Below are 16,322 nucleotides of genomic sequence, written 5' to 3' on the forward strand. Positions count from 1 at the left end.
AGACGGCATACGAGATTCGCCTTAGTCTCGTGGGCTCGGAGATGTGTATAAGAGACAGGCCCCGGAGTACGGGGAAACCCGTACCCCTCGGCCGCACATACGGGTGCGGGAACAGGCCCACCTGCCCGCCCGTGAAGGTCGGCCCCGGCGTACGGGAAAACCCGTACCCCTCAGCCGCACACGCGGGAGCGGGAACAGGCCCACCCGCCCGCCCGTGCAGGTCGGCCCCGGGCTACGGGAAGACCCGTATCCCCGGCCGCACGCGCGGGTGCGGGAACAGGCACCCACCCGCCCCAGGGGCGAGGGCTCCCGCCCATCCCGGGGGTCCGGGGGCGGAGCACCCGGTTTCGGGAAGGGGCGGGGTTGGGGAAGAAAGATCCGCCGCCGCGGCGAGCAACCCGAACGGCGCGTCCCGGCGGTGCCGAAAGATCCGGTGCCGAAAGATCCGGTGCCGAAAGATCCGGAGCCCAAAGAACCGGTGCCGAAAGATCCGGTGCCGAAGCAACCGCCGCCGAAAGAACCGCTAGCCGTGCCGCAGGCAAAGGCGCGCGTCGTCGCGCGAGCGCCATCGCATGCCGTTCACCTGCCCGGGCTCGTCCCCGATGACGTACCGCACCCGCCGCCCGTGCACACGCCGAGCAGGCGCCCTGCACCCCCGCGGCCGACAGCCACGGGCAAGGCGGGCGTAAGGGTCACGGGCTCCCGAGGGGGCCGCAGGGCCCACCGGCGCCGCCGACCGCACGCACGCCCGCCCGCCGTCCGGGCGCGAGCCCGGCCGGTCGGCGGCGGCGAAGAGGTCGGCGGCCATGGTCGCGGGTCAGCTCCTGCCGTGCCGCAGCGCCGGGTGCGCCCCGGCGGCGACGAGGTCGGACACCGCACCCCGCGGGTCCCGGCCGGTGACGAGGGACTCGCCGACGAGCACGGCGTCGGCGCCGGCGTTGGCGTAGGCGATGAGGTCGTGCGGCCCGCGCACCCCGGACTCGGCGATCTTCACGACGGAGTCGGGCAGCTCGGGCGCGACCCGCTCGAAGGTGTCGCGGTCGACCTTGAGGGTCTTCAGGTCGCGCGCGTTGACGCCGATGACCCGAGCTCCCGCGTCGACGGCCCGCTCGGCCTCGTCCTCGTCGTGGACCTCCACGATCGGGGTGAGGCCGATGGACTCGGCGCGCTCGATCAGCGACTCCAGGGCGGGCTGGTCGAGGGCGGCGACGATCAGCAGGGCGAGGTCGGCGCCGTACGCCCGGGCCTCCCACAGCTGGTACGACGTGACGATGAAGTCCTTGCGGAGCACCGGGATGTCGACCTTGGCGCGGACGGCCTCCAGGTCGGCGAGCGAGCCGCCGAAGCGGCGCTCCTCGGTGAGCACGGAGATGGCGGCGGCGCCACCGGCCTCGTAGTCGGCGGCGAGCCCCGCGGGGTCGGCGATCGCGGCGAGCGCGCCCTTGGACGGGCTGGAGCGCTTGACCTCGCAGATGACCTTGACGCCGTCGCCGCGCAGCGCGGCGGCGGCGTCCTTGGCCGCCGGGGCCTTCGCCACCCGCTCCTTGAGTTCGTCGAGGCTGACGCGCGCCTGCCGCTGTGCGAGGTCGGCGCGGACTCCGTCGATGATCTCGTCGAGCACACTCACGCGAGCGGCCCCCTTCCAGGACAGTTGAATCTACGTTCAAGCAGGTTCAGAGCGGTGTTCAAGCAGTACAGCGCCATTCGGTCCGTCCTCGACGGGCTTTCCCATGGTCACTGCGATGGTATCCGCAGGAGGGCGAAGGGCCCGCATCCGGTTGACGCGGGTCCCACGACCTGGACGTTTGTCAGGCGTGCGGTGGAGCGCTATGGGTGCAGCGCACCGCCGAAAGGCAGGTTCCGTACGAGGGTGAACAGCGCCACCACGACGCCGACACCCCACAGCTGCGCGCGGCCGAGGTCGAGCCGCGGCGGCCTGCCGCGCGCCGTCCCCAGGGCCCAGACGCCCCACACCACCGCGAACAGGCCGAAGCCCACGACGGCCAGCGCGTTAGCGCCGAGGGCCGTCGACAGGTCACCGTGCGCGAAGGCGTGGGCGCTGCGCAGGCCGCCGCAGCCGGGGCAGAAGATGCCCGTGTAGTGCAGGAGCGGGCACGGCGGGTAGTGGCCGGGCTCGTTCGGGTCGACCGTGGCGACGTAGGCGAAGGCCGCGACGACCGAGCCGAGCAGCCCGAGCGGCACGGCCAGGCGCCGCAGCGCCCCGGCCGGGCCCGGGGGCGCGGTGGTCGGCGGTGGTGGGGTCACCCGGACATTGTCTCCCGCCCGAGGGCCGCGCGCCCGCGTGGTACGCCGTCGGAGGGGCGAAGTGGTCCGGCCGGGGGCCCGGGATGCGCGAAGGGGAGCCGGAACGTGTCCGGCTCCCCTTCGCGTACGGATGTCCGCCTGCGCGGTCAGCTCTCGGAGCTCGCCACCCGCGGCGCCCGCTGCGGCTTCTGGCCGAGGCCGGCCAGGCGCATGGCGCCGCCCACGACGCCGCCGACGAGGGTGAGGGCCATGCCCGCCCAGAAGCCGAGCGGGTTGTCCATCACCATGAAGGCGCCCGCGACACAGAAACCGATGAAGGCGATGATGACGCCGGTCCAGGCGGCCGGGGTGTGACCGTGTCCGTGGCTGCTGCCCGCCATGACTTGCTCCTCGTAGCTATGCGTGTGGGGTGGGCGCCGGTCCGGGCGGATCGCCGGTCCCGCGCCACCGTGAGTCGGACGCTCGGCTCCATTGTCCCGTACCCGCGCGTATGCCTTGAGCGCGGGGTCCCGACCCGCCCGGCCCGTCGGACAGGCCCTAGGCCTCGCGGGTGGGGTCCTCGCCGCGGTCGATGGCCTTCCACAGCTCCTCGGGCCGGTCCGGGTCGGGGGCCCGGCGGGGGGCGCGGGGGCGGGGGGAGCCGTCGCGTTCGTAACGGCCGGACATCGCGGGCCAGTTGCGGCCGCAGAACAGGGCGAGCAGTCCGGCGGCGAGGATCAGGGCGCCCGCGGCGACGGCCGCGTAGGGCCAGCCGGTGTGGCTGAGCCCGGCGATCCGGGACGCCGCGTCGCCGGAGGCCTCGGCGGCCTTCTCGTCCAGGGCGGCACTGTCGTTCGCGCCGAGCAGGGCGGCCACGACGATGCCGACGCCGCTGAGCGCGAGCACCAGGGACACGAGCAGACGGCCGGTGCGGCGCACGGCGAAGACGGCGACGAGCGCGGCCAGGCCCACTATCGCGAGGGCCGCGGGCACGCCCGTGACGTCGCCGCCCTTGGCCGTCAGCGGGAAGTCGCCGCCCGCCACGGCCGTGGTGCCGTGCGCCCAGGACTGCCGGGACGCGAGCAGCGCGAGGGCGGCCCCGGCGGCGCCGAGCAGCAGGGCGGCGGCGAGGCTGCGCCGACCGCCGCGGGGTGCGGGGTCGGCGGCCACCTGCGGCGCCCCGTCGGAAGCGGGCGACACGCCGTCGGTACGCGGTGTTGGCACTGCAGAAGTCACCCGTCCACTATCCCTCACGGCTCTCGGCGCCGTGCAGCCGGTTCGCGGTGTGGATGGCGCGCAGCACGGCGGCGGCCTTGTTGCGGCACTCGGTGTCCTCGGCGACGGGGTCGGAGTCGGCCACGACCCCGGCTCCGGCCTGCACGTACGCGGTGCCGTCGCGCAGGAGCGCGGTGCGGATGGCGATGGCGGTGTCGGAGTCGCCCGCGAAGTCCAGATAGCCGACGCAGCCGCCGTACAGGCCGCGCCGGGACGGCTCGAGTTCGTCGATGATCTGCATGGCGCGGGGCTTGGGGGCGCCGGAGAGGGTGCCCGCGGGGAAGCAGGCGGTGAGCACGTCGTAGGCGGTGCGGCCCTCGGCGACACGGCCGGTGACCGTCGAGACGATGTGCATGACGTGGGAGTACTTCTCGATGGACATGAAGTCCACGACCTCCACGGAGCCCGGCTCGCAGACCCGGCCGAGGTCGTTGCGGCCCAGGTCGACGAGCATCAGGTGCTCGGCGCGCTCCTTGGGGTCGGCGAGGAGTTCCTCGGCGAGCGCCTGGTCCTCCTGCGGGGTGGCGCCGCGCGGCCGGGTCCCGGCGATGGGGTGCACCATGGCGCGCCCGTCCTCGACCTTGACCAGCGCCTCCGGCGAGGACCCGACGACGTCGAACGCCTCCCCGTCCCCGTGGGGGAACCGGAACAGGTACATGTACGGCGACGGGTTGGTGGCCCGCAGCACGCGGTAGACGTCCAACGCGCTCGCCCGGCACGGGGTCTCGAAGCGCTGCGACGGCACGACCTGGAAGGCCTCGCCCGCGCGGATGCGCTCCTTGATGTCCTCGACGGCCTCCTGGTACTGCTCGCCGCCCCACAGCGCGGTGTACGGGGGCAGTTCGGAGGGCGGGAGCGCGGCCGGGGGCTGGGAGAGCGGCCGGGAGAGGTCGGCCTCCATGGCGTCGAGGCGGGCGACGGCGTCGGCGTGGGCCTCGTCGACGCCGGTGTCCTGGTCGTTGTGGTTGATGGCGTTGGCGATGAGCAGGACCGAGCCGTCCCAGTGGTCCAGGACGGCGAGGTCGCTGGTCAGGAGCATCGTCAGCTCGGGCAGGCGCAGGTCGTCCCGCTCCCCCGGGCCGATCTTCTCCAGGCGGCGCACGATGTCGTAGCCGAGGTAGCCGACCATGCCGCCGGTGAACGGCGGCAGGCCCTCCGCGCCGGTCAGGTCGCGCGGGGTGTGCAGGGCCTCGACGGTGGCGCGCAGCGCGGCCAGCGGGTCGCCGGAGGTGGGGACGCCGACGGGCGGGGCACCGAGCCAGTGCGCCTGGCCGTCGCGGACGGTCAGGGTGGCGGCGCTGCGGACGCCGACGAAGGAGTACCGGGACCACGAACGGCCGTTCTCCGCGGACTCCAGGAGGAACGTCCCGGGGCGCTCGGCGGCGAGCTTGCGGTAGAGCCCGACCGGTGTGTCGCCGTCCGCGAGGAGTCGGCGGCTGACGGGGATCACCCGGCGGTCGGTCGCGAGCTTGCGGAAGGTCTCCAGATCCATGGGTCCAGACCCTACTGACCCGGCGCCGGGGCGTCGGCCACGGCGAGCACGTCGGCGTCGAAGCAGGTGCGGGTGCCGGTGTGGCAGGCGGCGCCGACCTGGTCGACCTGGACGAGGACGGTGTCCGCGTCGCAGTCGAGGGCGACGGACTTCACGTGCTGGACGTGGCCTGAGGTGTCGCCCTTGACCCAGTACTCCTGGCGGCTGCGGGACCAGTACGTGCAGCGGCCCGTCGTCAGGGTGCGGTGCAGCGCCTCGTCGTCCATCCAGCCGAGCATCAGCACCTCACCGGTGTCGTACTGCTGGGCGATGGCGGGGACCAGGCCGTCGGCGCTGCGCTTGAGGCGCGCGGCGATCTCCGGGTCGAGGCTGCTGGGCTGCGGCGATGCGGTCATGGGGCCATTGTGCCGCCCGCTCGGCGCTCACCCGGCGGACGTCCACTGTCCGGACCGGGCACCCGGTCGTAGGCTGGCTCCATGTCGACCCATGCCAAGCGTGAACGACTCCTCCTCGCCGATCTGTTGGAAGCCGCCGGGCCGGACGCACCGACCCTCTGCGACGGCTGGAACACCCGCGACCTCGCGGCCCACGTGGTGGTGCGCGAGCGGCGGGCGGACGCGGCGGGCGGAATCCTGATCAAGCAGCTCGCCTCGCGCCTGGAGCGGGTGCAGGCGGAGTTCGCCGCGAAGCCGTACGAGGAGCTGATCCAGCTGATCCGTACGGGCCCGCCGCGGTTCTCGCCGTTCAACCTGAAGCAGGTCGACGAGGCCTCGAACGCCGTGGAGTTCTACGTCCACGCCGAGGACGTGCGGCGCGCGCAGCCCGACTGGACGCCGCGCGAACTCGACCCCGTCTTCGCCGAGGCCCTGTGGTCCCGCCTGGAGCGGATGGCGCGCGTCGTCGGCCGCAAGGCCCCGGTGGGCCTGGTCCTGCGCCGCCCCGACGGCCAGACCGCGGTGGCCCACCGCGGCACGCCCGTGGTGACGGCGACGGGTGAGCCCGCCGAGCTCCTGATGTTCGCCTTCGGCCGCCAGGAGGCGGCGGAGGTGGAGCTGGAGGGCGACAAGGACGCGATCGCGCGGCTGCACGAGACGAAGCAGCTCGGGCTCTGACCGTCAGGTCCCGGGTCCGGCGACCGTCAGGTCCGGCCCCTGATCCGGCCCGGAACCGGGACGGCCGCGGCAGGCGCTGTGAGCGACTGCCGCGGCCGTGGTCCCTGTCCGTCCCGCGTCACCGCTGGGGCGGTTCCTCCGGGCGGTCGGCGCCGAGCTGCTGCTTGAGCTTGTCCTGGGCCGTGTCGACCTGGCCGCTGTACTTGCCCTGGGTCTTGTCGTCGACAAAGTCACCGGCCTTGTCGACGCCCTGTCCAGCCTTGTCCTCGTGACCCTTGAGCATCTGCTTCAGCTTGTCCATTACAGACATAGCCGGCCTCCTCGCTTTCGTCGGTCACTTCCAGCATGGGCTCGGAATACGCAGCGCGCATCCGCAAGCTCCCGCAGTCACCTCGGCAGCTCGGCCCCGCGCAGCCACCGCAGCCCCACCGAGCCGCCCACGGCGGTCACCACGGCCCCCGCCACGAACACGGGAGCGACGCCCCACAGCCCGATGGCGACCCCGGTGAGCGGGTAGCACAGCGGCGGCACCCCGAGCGTGAGCAGGCTCGCCACCGACGTGACCCGCCCCAGGTACGCGGGCTCGGTGACCGTCTGCAGGAGCGCGCCGCCGAGGGCACCGCCGAGGCCGAGCAGCAGTCCGACCAGGAGTGCCGCGAGCACCGCCCCCGCGACCGACGGCACGAGCGCGAGGGCCGCGAGCGCCGCCGCCCCCGGCAGCGCCGTCCACGACAGGACGGCCCCGGCCCGCCGCACCCGCCCGCGCACGGCCACGCCGAGCGCCGCGAGCCCCGCCCCGACGCCGAAGCCGGAGACGATCCACCCCATGCCGGTGGCGCCCCAGCCGCGCTCGTCGGCGAGGAGCACGATGCCGACGTTGCCCGGCCCGGCGAAGCCCATCTCGGTCACCGCGACGACGACCATCAGCGGGGCGAGCACCTTGTGCCCGCGCACGTACCGCAGGCCGCCGATGAGCTGCCGCCCGGCGGGCTCCGCAGTGCCCGCCCGGTCGTCGGCGGGCAGTTCGCGCACCCGCACGGCAAGGAGGAGCGGCAGCGAGAGCGCGAACAGCAGCCCCGCCACGGCGAATCCCGCCGCGGGTCCGCCGAGCGCGACGGCCACGCCGCCCGCGGGGGCGGCCGTCACCGTCGCCACCCGCTGGGCGAGCACCTTCATCCCCTGTACCCGGGCCAGCTCCCCGGGCGCGGTGAGCCGCGGCGGCAGCGCCCCGACGCTCGGCAGGAACAGCGCGTCCACCACGCCGAAGAGCAGCGCCGCCACCACGAGCAGCCAGACCGCGGGCGTCGACGCCAGCAGGACCGCGGCCAGGGCGAGGGTCACCACGCACCGCGCGGCGTCGCTGCCGAGCACCACGCGGCGCGGCCCGAAGCGGTCGGCGACGACTCCCCCGCCGAGCATCAGGGCGGCGCGCGGCACGGCTCCCGCGGCGAGCACGAGGCCGGTCTGCGTGGCGTTGCCGCCGCGGGCGGCCGCCCAGGACAGGGCGGCGAAGTAGACGCTGTCGCCGATCATCGACGCGGTGTACGCGGCGAGCCAGCGCAGGACGTTGCCGTCGCGGTGGGCGGGTTTCCCGGTGGCCGGGGCGGTGCGCGTCCGTGTGACGGTCACGGGCCGCGCTCCTCAGGTCCGGAACGGGAAGCTGTAGAGGTGCAGCGCGACGTTCTCGCGCCCTTCGTCGTCGCCCGCCTCGTGCGCCGTGTTGCCGGAGGCGGCGTACTTCTGGACGACGGCGCGCAACTCGCCGGACAGCGCGGCGAGTTCGGCCGCGGTGAGCCGGAGCAGGAAGTCGGAGCCGTCGGCCGCGGCCTGCCACTCGGGGCTCCAGGCAGGCTGTTCGTCGAGGTAGCGCAGGTAGGCGTCGGTGCGCTGGTCGACGATCGCGCGGGCCACGGCAGTGTGCGCGGCGAGCTTCTCGGGGGCGTCCTCGAAGTCCCTGCGGTGCAGGCTCAGGCCCTGCTGTGCGGGCTGCCACCAGCGCTCCCTGCCGTCGCCGCGGGTGGCGCCGGGCGCCTCTTCGATGAGGCCGTGCTCGGCGAGTTTGCGCAGGTGGTAGCTGACCAGGGAGACGGCTCCGTCGACCTCTTCGGCGAGCTGTGAGGCCGTCGCCCTGCGGCGTACGTACAGCGAGCGGTACAGCTTCAGGCGCAGCGGGTGGCCGAAGGCCTTCAGCGTGCCGAGGTCGGTGATGCGGCGGTCCTCGGGCCGGTCGCCCGCGCTCCGCGGCTCCTGCTCGGGCCGGTCGTCCTGTTCGGGCTTGTCGCTCATGCTCGGCACGCTAGGCAGGAAAGGAAAGTTGCGCAATCATTTTTGCGCAACTTTCCTTTCGCATCTGTACGCGAGCAGGCCCCGGCCACCCTGAGGTGGACCGGGGCCTGGTGGCGCGGAGCTACCGGACGGGGTGTCCCGCCGACCGCAGCGTCTCCTTGACCTCGCCGATGCGCAGATCGCCGAAGTGGAAGACGGAGGCGGCGAGCACCGCGTCCGCGCCCGCCGCGACGGCGGGCGGGAAGTGCTCGAGGCGGCCCGCGCCGCCCGAGGCGATGACGGGGACGCTGACGTGCTTGCGGACCGCCTCGATCATCTCGATGTCGTAGCCGTCCTTCGTGCCGTCGGCGTCCATCGAGTTCAGCAGGATCTCGCCCGCGCCGAGCTCGGCCGCGCGGTGCGCCCACTCCACGGCGTCGATCCCGGCCGACTTGCGGCCGCCGTGGGTGGTGACCTCGAAGGAGCCCGACGCCGTGCGCCTGGCGTCCACGGACAGGACGAGCACCTGGCGCCCGAAGCGCTCGGCGATCTCGCGGATCAGGTCGGGCCGTGCGAGGGCGGCGGTGTTCACGCCGACCTTGTCCGCGCCGGCCCGCAGGAGCTTGTCGACGTCCTCGGCCGTCCGCACGCCGCCGCCGACGGTGAGCGGGATGAAGACCTGCTCGGCGGTGCGGCGGACCACGTCGTACGTCGTCTCGCGGTCGCCGGAGGACGCCGTGATGTCCAGGAACGTCAGCTCGTCGGCGCCCTCGGCGTCGTACACCTTGGCCATCTCGACGGGGTCGCCCGCGTCGCGCAGGTTCTGGAAGTTGACGCCCTTGACGACGCGGCCCTTGTCCACGTCCAGGCAGGGGATGACCCGTACGGCGAGCGTCATGCGGCGTCCCCCTCTCCGACGGGCCCGTACGCCTCCACCTCGACCTCGACGACCAGGCTCGGGTCGACGAAGCCGGCGACGACGAGCATGGACGCGGCCGGACGGACGGCGTCGAACAGCTGCTTGTGGGCGCGGCCGACGTCCTCCACGTCCCGGGCGTGCGTCAGGTACATCCGGGTGCGCACCACGTGCTCGGGGCCGAGGCCGACCTCCTTCAGGGCGTCGAGGGCGACCTGGAAGGCATTGAGCGCCTGCTGGTAGGGCGTGCCCGCTTCGATCGTGCCGTCCACCACGGACGCGCAGCCCGACACCAGGACCAGGCCGCCCGGCAGCGCGACGGCGCGCGAGGAGCCGATGGACTCCTCCCACGGCCCGCCCGCACCCACCCTGCGGATGGCGCCGGTCATGCCGACGCCACCGCCGCGAGGGCCTCCTCCAGCGTGAACGCCTTCGCGTACAGCGCCTTGCCGACGATCGCGCCCTCGACGCCCTGCGGCACCAGCTCGGCGATGGCCCGCAGGTCGTCCAGGGACGAGACGCCGCCGGAGGCGACGACGGGGCGGTCGGTGGCCGCGCACACGTTCTTCAGGAGCTCCAGGTTCGGGCCCTGGAGCGTGCCGTCCTTGGCGATGTCGGTGACCACGTAGCGCGCGCAGCCCTCGGCGTTCAGGCGCTCCAGGGTCTCGTACAGGTCGCCGCCGTCGCGGGTCCAGCCGCGGCCGCGCAGGGTGGTGCCCCGCACGTCGAGGCCCACCGCGATCTTGTCGCCGTGCTCGGCGATGACCTTGACGACCCACTCGGGGGTCTCCAGGGCGGCGGTGCCCAGGTTGACGCGGGTGCAGCCGGTGGCGAGGGCGGCGGCGAGGGTGTCGTCGTCACGGATGCCGCCGGACAGCTCGACCTTGATGTCCATGGCGGCGGCGACCTCGGCGATCAGGGCGCGGTTGTCGCCGGTGCCGAACGCGGCGTCCAGGTCGACCAGGTGCAGCCACTCGGCGCCCGACCGCTGCCAGGCCAGGGCGGCCTCCAGCGGGGACCCGTAGGAGGTCTCCGAGCCGGACTCGCCGTGGACGAGGCGCACGGCCTGGCCGTCGCGGACGTCGACGGCGGGGAGGAGTTCGAGAGTGCTCACAGGGTTCCGATCCAGTTGGTGAGGAGCTGGGCTCCGGCGTCGCCGGACTTCTCGGGGTGGAACTGGGTGGCCCACAGGGCGCCGTTCTCCACGGCCGCGACGAACGGCTCGCCGTGCGTGGCCCAGGTGACGAGCGGGGCGCGCAGGGCCGGGTTCACCGTCTCCAGGGACCAGTCGTGGACCGCGTAGGAGTGCACGAAGTAGTAGCGCTCGTCGGCGCCGAGGCCCTTGAAGAGCTCGGAGCCCGCGGGGGCGTCGACGGTGTTCCAGCCCATGTGCGGGACGATGTCGGCCTTCAGCGGCTCGACCGTGCCGGGCCACTCGTCCAGGCCCTCGGTCTCGACGCCGTGCTCGATGCCGCGCGCGAAGAGGATCTGCATGCCTACGCAGATGCCCATGACGGGCCGCCCGCCGGACAGGCGGCGGCCCACGATCCAGTCGCCGCGCGCCGCCGTCAGGCCCTTCATGCAGGCCTCGAAGGCGCCGACGCCCGGCACCAGGAGGCCGTCGGCGTTCATGGCCTTGTCGTAGTCACCGGTGATCTCGACGTCGGCGCCCGCGCGGGCCAGGGCCCGCTCCGCGGAGCGGACGTTGCCGAAGCCGTAGTCGAAGACGACGACGCGCTTACGTGCGGGGGCGGAGGTCAATTCCACACCTCCAGCCGGACGACGCCCGCGATCAGGCACATGCCCGCGCCGATGGAGAGCAGCGTGATCAGGCTCTTGGACTGCTTCTGCTTGACGAAGGAGTAGACGCCGCCGAGGAGGAAGAGCCCGACGAAGAACAGCAGGGTGGAGGTACCGCTCATGGCTTACAGCGCGCCCTTCGTGGAGGGGAGGATGCCGGCCGCGCGCGGGTCCCGCTCGCTGGCGTAGCGCAGCGCCCGGGCGAGGGCCTTGAACTGGCACTCCACGATGTGGTGCGCGTTGCGTCCGTAGGGCACGTGGATGTGCAGGGCGACCTGGGCCTGGGCGACGAAGGACTCGAAGATGTGCCGGGTCATCGTCGTGTCGTACGCGCCGATCATCGGCGCCATGTTCTCCGGCTCGGTGTGCACCAGGTAAGGGCGGCCGGAGAGGTCGACGGTCACCTGGGCGAGGGACTCGTCGAGGGGGACCGTGCAGTTGCCGAAGCGGTAGATGCCGACCTTGTCGCCGAGCGCCTGCTTGAAGGCGGCGCCGAGGGCGAGGGCGGTGTCCTCGATGGTGTGGTGCGAGTCGATGTGCAGGTCGCCGTCGGTCTTGACCGTGAGGTCGAACAGGCCGTGGCGGCCGAGCTGGTCGAGCATGTGGTCGTAGAAGCCGACGCCGGTCGACACGTCGACCTTGCCGGTGCCGTCGAGGTCGATCTCGACGAGGACCGAGGTCTCCTTGGTGGTCCGCTCGACTCTGCCAACGCGGCTCATGCGCTCTGCTCCTTCTTCAGTTCGCGTACCGCATCGAGGAACGCGTCGTTTTCGGCGGGGGTTCCCGCGGACACCCGCAGCCACCCCGGCACTCCGTTGTCGCGGACGAGGACGCCGCGGTCGAGGATCCGCTGCCAGGCCGCGTGGGTGGCGCCCGGGCCCTCGAACCGCCCGAACTGCACGAAGTTGGCGTCGGACTCGGTCACCTCGAAGCCGATCGTCCGCAGCTCGGTGACCAGGCGGTCGCGCTCGGCCTTCAGCTGCTCGACGTATCCGAGGAGGGTGTCGGTGTGCTCCAGGGCGGCCAGGGCGGTCGCCTGGGTGACGGCCGAGAGGTGGTACGGCAGGCGCACCAGCTGGACCGCGTCGACGACCGCGGGGTCGGCGGCGAGGTAGCCGAGGCGCAGTCCGGCCGCGCCGAACGCCTTCGACATCGTGCGCGAGACGACCAGGTGCGGGCGGCCTGCGAGCAGCGGGAGCAGCGAGGCGCCGTGGCTGAACTCCACGTACGCCTCGTCGACCACGACGATCGAGGGCTTGGCCGCCTGCGCGGCGTCGTACAGCGCCACGACCGTCTCGGCGGAGACGGCGTTGCCCGTGGGGTTGTTGGGGGTGGTGATGAAGACGACGTCGGGGGCGTTCTCGGCGATGGCGCGGGCCGCCGCCTCCGGGTCGATGGTGAAGTCCTCGCGGCGGGGGCCCGAGATCCAGCCGGTGCCGGTGCCGCGGGCGATCAGGCCGTGCATCGAGTACGAGGGCTCGAAGCCGATGGCCGTACGGCCCGGGCCGCCGAAGGTCTGCAGGAGCTGCTGGATGACCTCGTTCGAGCCGTTGGCCGCCCACACGTGGGCGCGCGTCACCTCGTGGCCGCCGGTGCGGGTGAGGTAGCGGGCGAGCTCGGTGCGCAGCTCCACCGCGTCCCGGTCGGGGTAGCGGTTCAGGTCGCGGGCGGCCTCGCGGACGCGCTCGGCGATGCGCTCGACCAGCGGCTCGGGCAGCGGGTAGGGGTTCTCGTTGGTGTTCAGGCGGACGGGGACGTCCAGCTGGGGCGCGCCGTACGGGGACTTGCCGCGCAGCTCGTCCCGGACGGGGAGGTCGTCGATGCTCACGTCGCTCACTGGCCGGGCACCTTCCATCCGAACCTCGCCTTGACGGCGGCGCCGTGCGCGGGCAGGTCCTCGGCCTCCGCGAGCGTCACCACGTGGTGGGCGACGTCGGCCAGGGCCTCGCGGGTGTAGTCCACGATGTGGATGCCGCGCAGGAACGACTGGACGGACAGGCCAGAGGAGTGGCACGCGCAACCGCCCGTGGGCAGCACGTGGTTGGAGCCCGCGCAGTAGTCGCCGAGGGAGACCGGCGCCCAGGGGCCGACGAAGATCGCGCCCGCGTTCTTGACGCGGTCGGCGACGGCGGCGGCGTCGCGGGTCTGGATCTCCAGGTGCTCGGCGCCGTACGCGTCGACGACCCGCAGGCCCTCGTCCGGGCCGTCGACCAGGACGATCGCGGACTGCCTGCCCGCGAGGGCCGGGGCGATCCGGTCCTCGACGTGCTTGGTCGCGGCGACCTGCGGCTCAAGCTCCTTGGCCACGGCGTCCGCGAGGTCGGTGGAGTCGGTGACCAGGACGGCGGCGGCCAGCGGGTCGTGCTCGGCCTGGCTGATCAGGTCCGAGGCGACGTGCACCGGGTCGGCGGTGTCGTCGGCGAGGATCGCGATCTCGGTCGGTCCTGCCTCGGTGTCGATGCCGATGCGGCCGGTGAAGTACCGCTTGGCGGCGGCGACCCAGATGTTGCCGGGGCCCGTGACCATGTTGGCCGGGGCGCAGCTGTCCGTGCCGTACGCGAACATCGCTACGGCCTGGGCGCCGCCGACCGCGTACACCTCGTCGATGCCGAGGAGCGCGCAGGCCGCGAGGATCGTCGGGTGCGGCAGGCCCCCGAAGTCGGCCTGGGGCGGGGACGCGAGCGCCATGGAGGCGACGCCGGCCTCCTGCGCGGGCACGGCGTTCATGATCACGGAGGACGGGTAGACGGAGCGGCCGCCGGGGGCGTACAGGCCGACGCGCTCGACCGGCACCCACTTCTCGGTGACCGAGCCGCCGGGGACGACCTGGGTGGTGTGCGGGGCGCGGCGCTGGGCGCGGTGGACGGTGCGGGCGCGGCGGATGGACTCCTCCAGGGCCGCGCGGACGTCCGGGGCGAGGCCGGCGAGGGCCTCGGTGAGCGCGGCGGCGGGCACGCGGACGTGCTCCAGCTTCACGCCGTCGAACTTCTCCGCGTACTCGATCAGCGCCGCGTCGCCGCGATGATGCACGTCCTCGCAGATCGGCCGCACCTTCTCCAGGGCGGCAGCGACATCGAAGTCGGCACGGGGCAGCAGGGCGCGCAGGGCGTTGCCCTCGGGGAGGGCGTCGCCGCGCAGATCGATTCGAGAGATCACATGGCCAATTCTCTCAGACGGCCATCGGCGGTCGGCCGCCCGTATCAGTGGCTGATACAGGCCCCCGGACCCGGACGTTCCACCCGGCGAATTAACGGAGGGCCGTGTTCACCACTAGCGTTCAGGCGGTCACGGAGCGGGCATGAACAGGTGTACGAGACACGAGTGCGCCGGCGAACACACGGGAGGACACCAGCAGTGGTCGACGACACCGGCATCGGGGACCCGCCGGACGGGCTGACCGCAGCGGAGATCGGCATGTGGCAGGCGTTCCGCAACGGCAGCGTGTACGACCTGCGGTCGGGGGACGCGGCCGAGGACGACCCGCACGGCGGGTATCCCTGGGGCCCCGAGCGCAGCGTCCGGGCCCGCATCGTGTGCTGGCTGCTGCTCGACGGCCCGCCCGCGCTCGCGGGCCGCGTGTCGTCGCTGAAGCTGGCCGGGGTGCAGATCACGGACGTGCTCGACCTGGCGGGCGGCACGGTCGTGCCGTACACGGAGCTGAAGGGCTGCCGGTTCGAGAAGGAGATCCTGCTGCCCGAGGCGCGCTTCACCACGCTGCGCCTGGTCGACTGCTCCATCCCGCGCCTGGAGGCCGCCCGCCTGCACACCGAGGGCGACCTGCACCTGCCGCGCTGCCGCCTGCACAACGGCATGCGGCTCACCGACGCCCACATCGGCACGGACCTGCTGCTCAACCAGGCCGTGGTCTACCGCGACCGGCGCGGCCGCTCGATCATGGGCGACGGCATGACGGTCGGCCAGGACCTCCAGGCCGAGATGCTGGAGTCGCACGGCGAGCTGAGCCTGCGCGGCGCGAAGGTCGGCGTCAGCCTGAGCCTGCGCGGCAGCCGCCTCGCCAACCCCTACAGCCGCCGCGCCTTGAACGCACCCCAGCTGACCGTCGAGCGCACGCTGTACCTGACCCCGGCGGGCGTCGGCAATCCCCCGCAGACCAGCGGCACGACGCCCGCGCGGGGCACCCGCGTGCAGCGCTTCGAGTGCGAGGGTGGCATCCGCCTGGACGACGGCCGCTTCGGCGACGCGGTGGATTTCGGCCAGGCCCGGTTCACGCTGCAGAACGACCAGGAGGTGTCGCTGCGCCGCGTCCAGACACCCGAGCTGCGCTTCCTGTCCGAGGCGCCCCGGCGCGGCAAGATCGTGCTGTCCGGCGCACGGGTGGTCAACCTGATGGACCGCGCCTCCAGCTGGCCGGGACCCGGCAACCTGCAGATGGGCGGCTTCACCTACGAGAACCTCATCCCGCAGGGCAGCTTCCCGCTGTCGCGGCGCCTCGCGTGGGTGGCGGCGGCCACCGCCGAGTACAACCCCGAGCCGTACGAGAAGCTCGCCACCGTCCTGCGCAACGGCGGCGAGGACGCCGACGCCCGCGAGGTCCTGCTCGCCAAGCAGCGCCGCCGCCGCGAGACCCTGCCCCCCGCCGCCAAGCTCTGGGGCTACGCCCAGGACTGGACGGTGGCCTACGGCTACCGCCCAGGACGGGCCGCACTGTGGATGGCCGTCCTGTGGGCGGCGAGCGCCATCGCCTTCTCCCGCGCCGACCACCCCCCGCTCAAACCCGGCGAACACCCCAACTGGAACCCCTCCCTCTTCGCCCTCGACCTCCTCCTGCCCGTCATCAACCTCGGCCAGGACAGCTACTGGCAACTCCGCGGCGGCTGGCAGTGGCTCGCCGCCGCCCTGATCCTCCTCGGCTGGATCCTGGCGACGACGGTGGCGGCGGGGGCGACGCGGCTGCTGCGGCGGAGCTGAGGGGGCGGGGCCCAGGAGGGACGGGGTGGGCCGGGGCCCGGGCCCAGGAGGGACGGGGTGGGCCGGGGCCCGGGGTGAGCCGCCGCCCGCTGCCGACCGGGTGCGCGCCGGAGCCGGGCCGGGGGTGTGCGCCGTGCGGGCGCCCGCGCTTCGCGGCTGAACCGTTATCCGGCGGGGGGCAACCATCGGCCCATCTCGCCCGTCAACACACGCGACCAGCAAGAGACCCGCTCGCGGACCACGAGCGGGCCGCAGCACCGACCACGACACCGGCCACGGCGACCGGCGC

20 protein-coding genes are annotated in these 16,322 nt (G+C 73.5%); 2 read left to right on the plus strand and 18 right to left on the minus strand.

Features of this window, described 5'->3' with window-relative positions; genetic code table 11:
- Positions 1-523: 523 nt before the first annotated feature.
- The 7 genes from trpM to hisI all read right to left on the minus strand — a co-directional run bounded on the left by trpM (position 524) and on the right by hisI (position 5,406).
- Entirely contained in the window at positions 524-808 is a 285-nt protein-coding gene (gene trpM, locus OO63_RS47815) for a tryptophan biosynthesis modulator TrpM (RefSeq protein WP_380834367.1), read from the minus strand.
- Positions 809-817: 9 nt separating this feature from the next.
- On the minus strand, positions 818-1,627 hold the full coding sequence (trpC, locus tag OO63_RS30465; RefSeq protein WP_030361627.1) for an indole-3-glycerol phosphate synthase TrpC: 810 nt from the start codon (positions 1,625-1,627) through the stop codon (positions 818-820).
- Positions 1,628-1,827: 200 nt separating this feature from the next.
- Positions 1,828-2,265, minus strand: a complete 438-nt coding sequence (locus OO63_RS30470; protein WP_030361628.1) for a DUF2752 domain-containing protein — start codon at positions 2,263-2,265, stop codon at positions 1,828-1,830.
- A gap of 146 nt (positions 2,266-2,411) precedes the next feature.
- A complete protein-coding gene (locus OO63_RS30475; RefSeq protein WP_030361629.1) occupies positions 2,412-2,645 on the minus strand; it encodes an HGxxPAAW family protein in 234 nt (77 codons plus the stop codon).
- Between the two features lie 157 nt (positions 2,646-2,802).
- Positions 2,803-3,480: a TIGR02234 family membrane protein gene (locus tag OO63_RS30480; RefSeq protein WP_030361630.1), complete on the minus strand. Its 678-nt coding sequence runs from the start codon at positions 3,478-3,480 to the stop codon at positions 2,803-2,805.
- 7 nt (positions 3,481-3,487) lie between these two features.
- Complete coding sequence (locus OO63_RS30485; RefSeq protein WP_030361631.1) at positions 3,488-5,011, minus strand: anthranilate synthase component I; 1,524 nt, start codon at positions 5,009-5,011, stop codon at positions 3,488-3,490.
- Between the two features lie 11 nt (positions 5,012-5,022).
- Positions 5,023-5,406 carry a phosphoribosyl-AMP cyclohydrolase gene (gene hisI / locus OO63_RS30490; RefSeq protein ID WP_030361632.1) on the minus strand — a complete coding sequence of 128 codons (384 nt, stop codon included), beginning with the start codon at positions 5,404-5,406 and terminating at the stop codon, positions 5,023-5,025.
- Between the two features lie 81 nt (positions 5,407-5,487).
- On the opposite strand from hisI, the gene OO63_RS30495 reads away from it, so the two are divergent.
- Positions 5,488-6,123: a TIGR03085 family metal-binding protein gene (locus OO63_RS30495; protein ID WP_030361633.1), complete on the plus strand. Its 636-nt coding sequence runs from the start codon at positions 5,488-5,490 to the stop codon at positions 6,121-6,123.
- 118 nt (positions 6,124-6,241) lie between these two features.
- Here OO63_RS30495 and OO63_RS30500 read toward each other — a convergent pair whose 3' ends face one another.
- The 11 genes from OO63_RS30500 to hisD form a co-directional block, all read right to left on the minus strand.
- Positions 6,242-6,433 carry an antitoxin gene (locus OO63_RS30500; protein WP_030361634.1) on the minus strand — a complete coding sequence of 64 codons (192 nt, stop codon included), beginning with the start codon at positions 6,431-6,433 and terminating at the stop codon, positions 6,242-6,244.
- A gap of 77 nt (positions 6,434-6,510) precedes the next feature.
- On the minus strand, positions 6,511-7,752 hold the full coding sequence (locus OO63_RS30505) for an MFS transporter (RefSeq protein ID WP_030361635.1): 1,242 nt from the start codon (positions 7,750-7,752) through the stop codon (positions 6,511-6,513).
- 12 nt (positions 7,753-7,764) lie between these two features.
- Complete coding sequence (locus tag OO63_RS30510) at positions 7,765-8,409, minus strand: ArsR/SmtB family transcription factor (RefSeq protein WP_078619472.1); 645 nt, start codon at positions 8,407-8,409, stop codon at positions 7,765-7,767.
- 121 nt (positions 8,410-8,530) lie between these two features.
- Complete coding sequence (gene hisF, locus OO63_RS30515) at positions 8,531-9,286, minus strand: imidazole glycerol phosphate synthase subunit HisF (RefSeq protein ID WP_030361637.1); 756 nt, start codon at positions 9,284-9,286, stop codon at positions 8,531-8,533.
- On the minus strand, positions 9,283-9,693 hold the full coding sequence (locus tag OO63_RS30520) for a Rid family hydrolase (RefSeq protein WP_030361638.1): 411 nt from the start codon (positions 9,691-9,693) through the stop codon (positions 9,283-9,285). The genes hisF and OO63_RS30520 overlap by 4 nt, the downstream gene beginning before the upstream one ends.
- The gene (gene priA, locus OO63_RS30525; RefSeq protein ID WP_030361639.1) at positions 9,690-10,418 is read right to left on the minus strand and encodes a bifunctional 1-(5-phosphoribosyl)-5-((5-phosphoribosylamino)methylideneamino)imidazole-4-carboxamide isomerase/phosphoribosylanthranilate isomerase PriA; all 729 of its coding nucleotides are present in this window, start codon (positions 10,416-10,418) and stop codon (positions 9,690-9,692) included. Before priA ends, OO63_RS30520 begins: the two co-directional genes overlap by 4 nt.
- Complete coding sequence (hisH, locus tag OO63_RS30530; RefSeq protein WP_380839713.1) at positions 10,415-11,065, minus strand: imidazole glycerol phosphate synthase subunit HisH; 651 nt, start codon at positions 11,063-11,065, stop codon at positions 10,415-10,417. The genes priA and hisH overlap by 4 nt, the downstream gene beginning before the upstream one ends.
- Positions 11,062-11,226 (minus strand): hypothetical protein, encoded by a 165-nt coding sequence (locus OO63_RS46120; protein WP_030361641.1) that lies wholly within the window; start codon positions 11,224-11,226, stop codon positions 11,062-11,064. Before OO63_RS46120 ends, hisH begins: the two co-directional genes overlap by 4 nt.
- A 3-nt stretch (positions 11,227-11,229) precedes the next feature.
- Positions 11,230-11,823, minus strand: coding sequence for an imidazoleglycerol-phosphate dehydratase HisB (hisB, locus tag OO63_RS30540; protein WP_030361642.1), 594 nt, complete (start codon positions 11,821-11,823; stop codon positions 11,230-11,232).
- On the minus strand, positions 11,820-12,941 hold the full coding sequence (locus OO63_RS30545) for a histidinol-phosphate transaminase (RefSeq protein WP_030361643.1): 1,122 nt from the start codon (positions 12,939-12,941) through the stop codon (positions 11,820-11,822). Before OO63_RS30545 ends, hisB begins: the two co-directional genes overlap by 4 nt.
- Entirely contained in the window at positions 12,938-14,260 is a 1,323-nt protein-coding gene (hisD, locus tag OO63_RS30550) for a histidinol dehydrogenase (RefSeq protein ID WP_030361644.1), read from the minus strand. Before hisD ends, OO63_RS30545 begins: the two co-directional genes overlap by 4 nt.
- Before the next feature lie 258 nt (positions 14,261-14,518).
- On the opposite strand from hisD, the gene OO63_RS30555 reads away from it, so the two are divergent.
- The gene (locus OO63_RS30555) at positions 14,519-16,033 is read left to right on the plus strand and encodes an oxidoreductase (RefSeq protein ID WP_380839728.1); all 1,515 of its coding nucleotides are present in this window, start codon (positions 14,519-14,521) and stop codon (positions 16,031-16,033) included.
- Positions 16,034-16,322: the final 289 nt, after the last annotated feature.

Source organism: Streptomyces alboflavus, assembly GCF_000716675.1.
GTDB classification, from domain to species: Bacteria; Actinomycetota; Actinomycetes; order Streptomycetales; family Streptomycetaceae; genus Streptomyces; species Streptomyces alboflavus.

What these genes read in the sequence shown, in the direction of transcription:
- OO63_RS30520 (WP_030361638.1), bottom strand. Translation starts at nt 9,693, where the DNA reads ATGACCGGCGCCATCCGCAGGGTGGGTGCGGGCGGGCCGTGGGAGGAG.
- OO63_RS30555 (WP_380839728.1), top strand. Translation starts at nt 14,519, where the DNA reads ATGTGGCAGGCGTTCCGCAACGGCAGCGTGTACGACCTGCGGTCGGGG.
- OO63_RS30485 (WP_030361631.1), bottom strand. Translation starts at nt 5,011, where the DNA reads ATGGATCTGGAGACCTTCCGCAAGCTCGCGACCGACCGCCGGGTGATC.
- hisF (WP_030361637.1), bottom strand. Translation starts at nt 9,286, where the DNA reads ATGACGCTCGCCGTACGGGTCATCCCCTGCCTGGACGTGGACAAGGGC.
- OO63_RS30495 (WP_030361633.1), top strand. Translation starts at nt 5,488, where the DNA reads ATGTCGACCCATGCCAAGCGTGAACGACTCCTCCTCGCCGATCTGTTG.
- OO63_RS30475 (WP_030361629.1), bottom strand. Translation starts at nt 2,645, where the DNA reads ATGGCGGGCAGCAGCCACGGACACGGTCACACCCCGGCCGCCTGGACC.
- OO63_RS30500 (WP_030361634.1), bottom strand. Translation starts at nt 6,433, where the DNA reads ATGTCTGTAATGGACAAGCTGAAGCAGATGCTCAAGGGTCACGAGGAC.
- hisB (WP_030361642.1), bottom strand. Translation starts at nt 11,823, where the DNA reads ATGAGCCGCGTTGGCAGAGTCGAGCGGACCACCAAGGAGACCTCGGTC.
- OO63_RS30510 (WP_078619472.1), bottom strand. Translation starts at nt 8,409, where the DNA reads ATGAGCGACAAGCCCGAACAGGACGACCGGCCCGAGCAGGAGCCGCGG.
- hisI (WP_030361632.1), bottom strand. Translation starts at nt 5,406, where the DNA reads ATGACCGCATCGCCGCAGCCCAGCAGCCTCGACCCGGAGATCGCCGCG.
- OO63_RS46120 (WP_030361641.1), bottom strand. Translation starts at nt 11,226, where the DNA reads ATGAGCGGTACCTCCACCCTGCTGTTCTTCGTCGGGCTCTTCCTCCTC.
- trpM (WP_380834367.1), bottom strand. Translation starts at nt 808, where the DNA reads ATGGCCGCCGACCTCTTCGCCGCCGCCGACCGGCCGGGCTCGCGCCCG.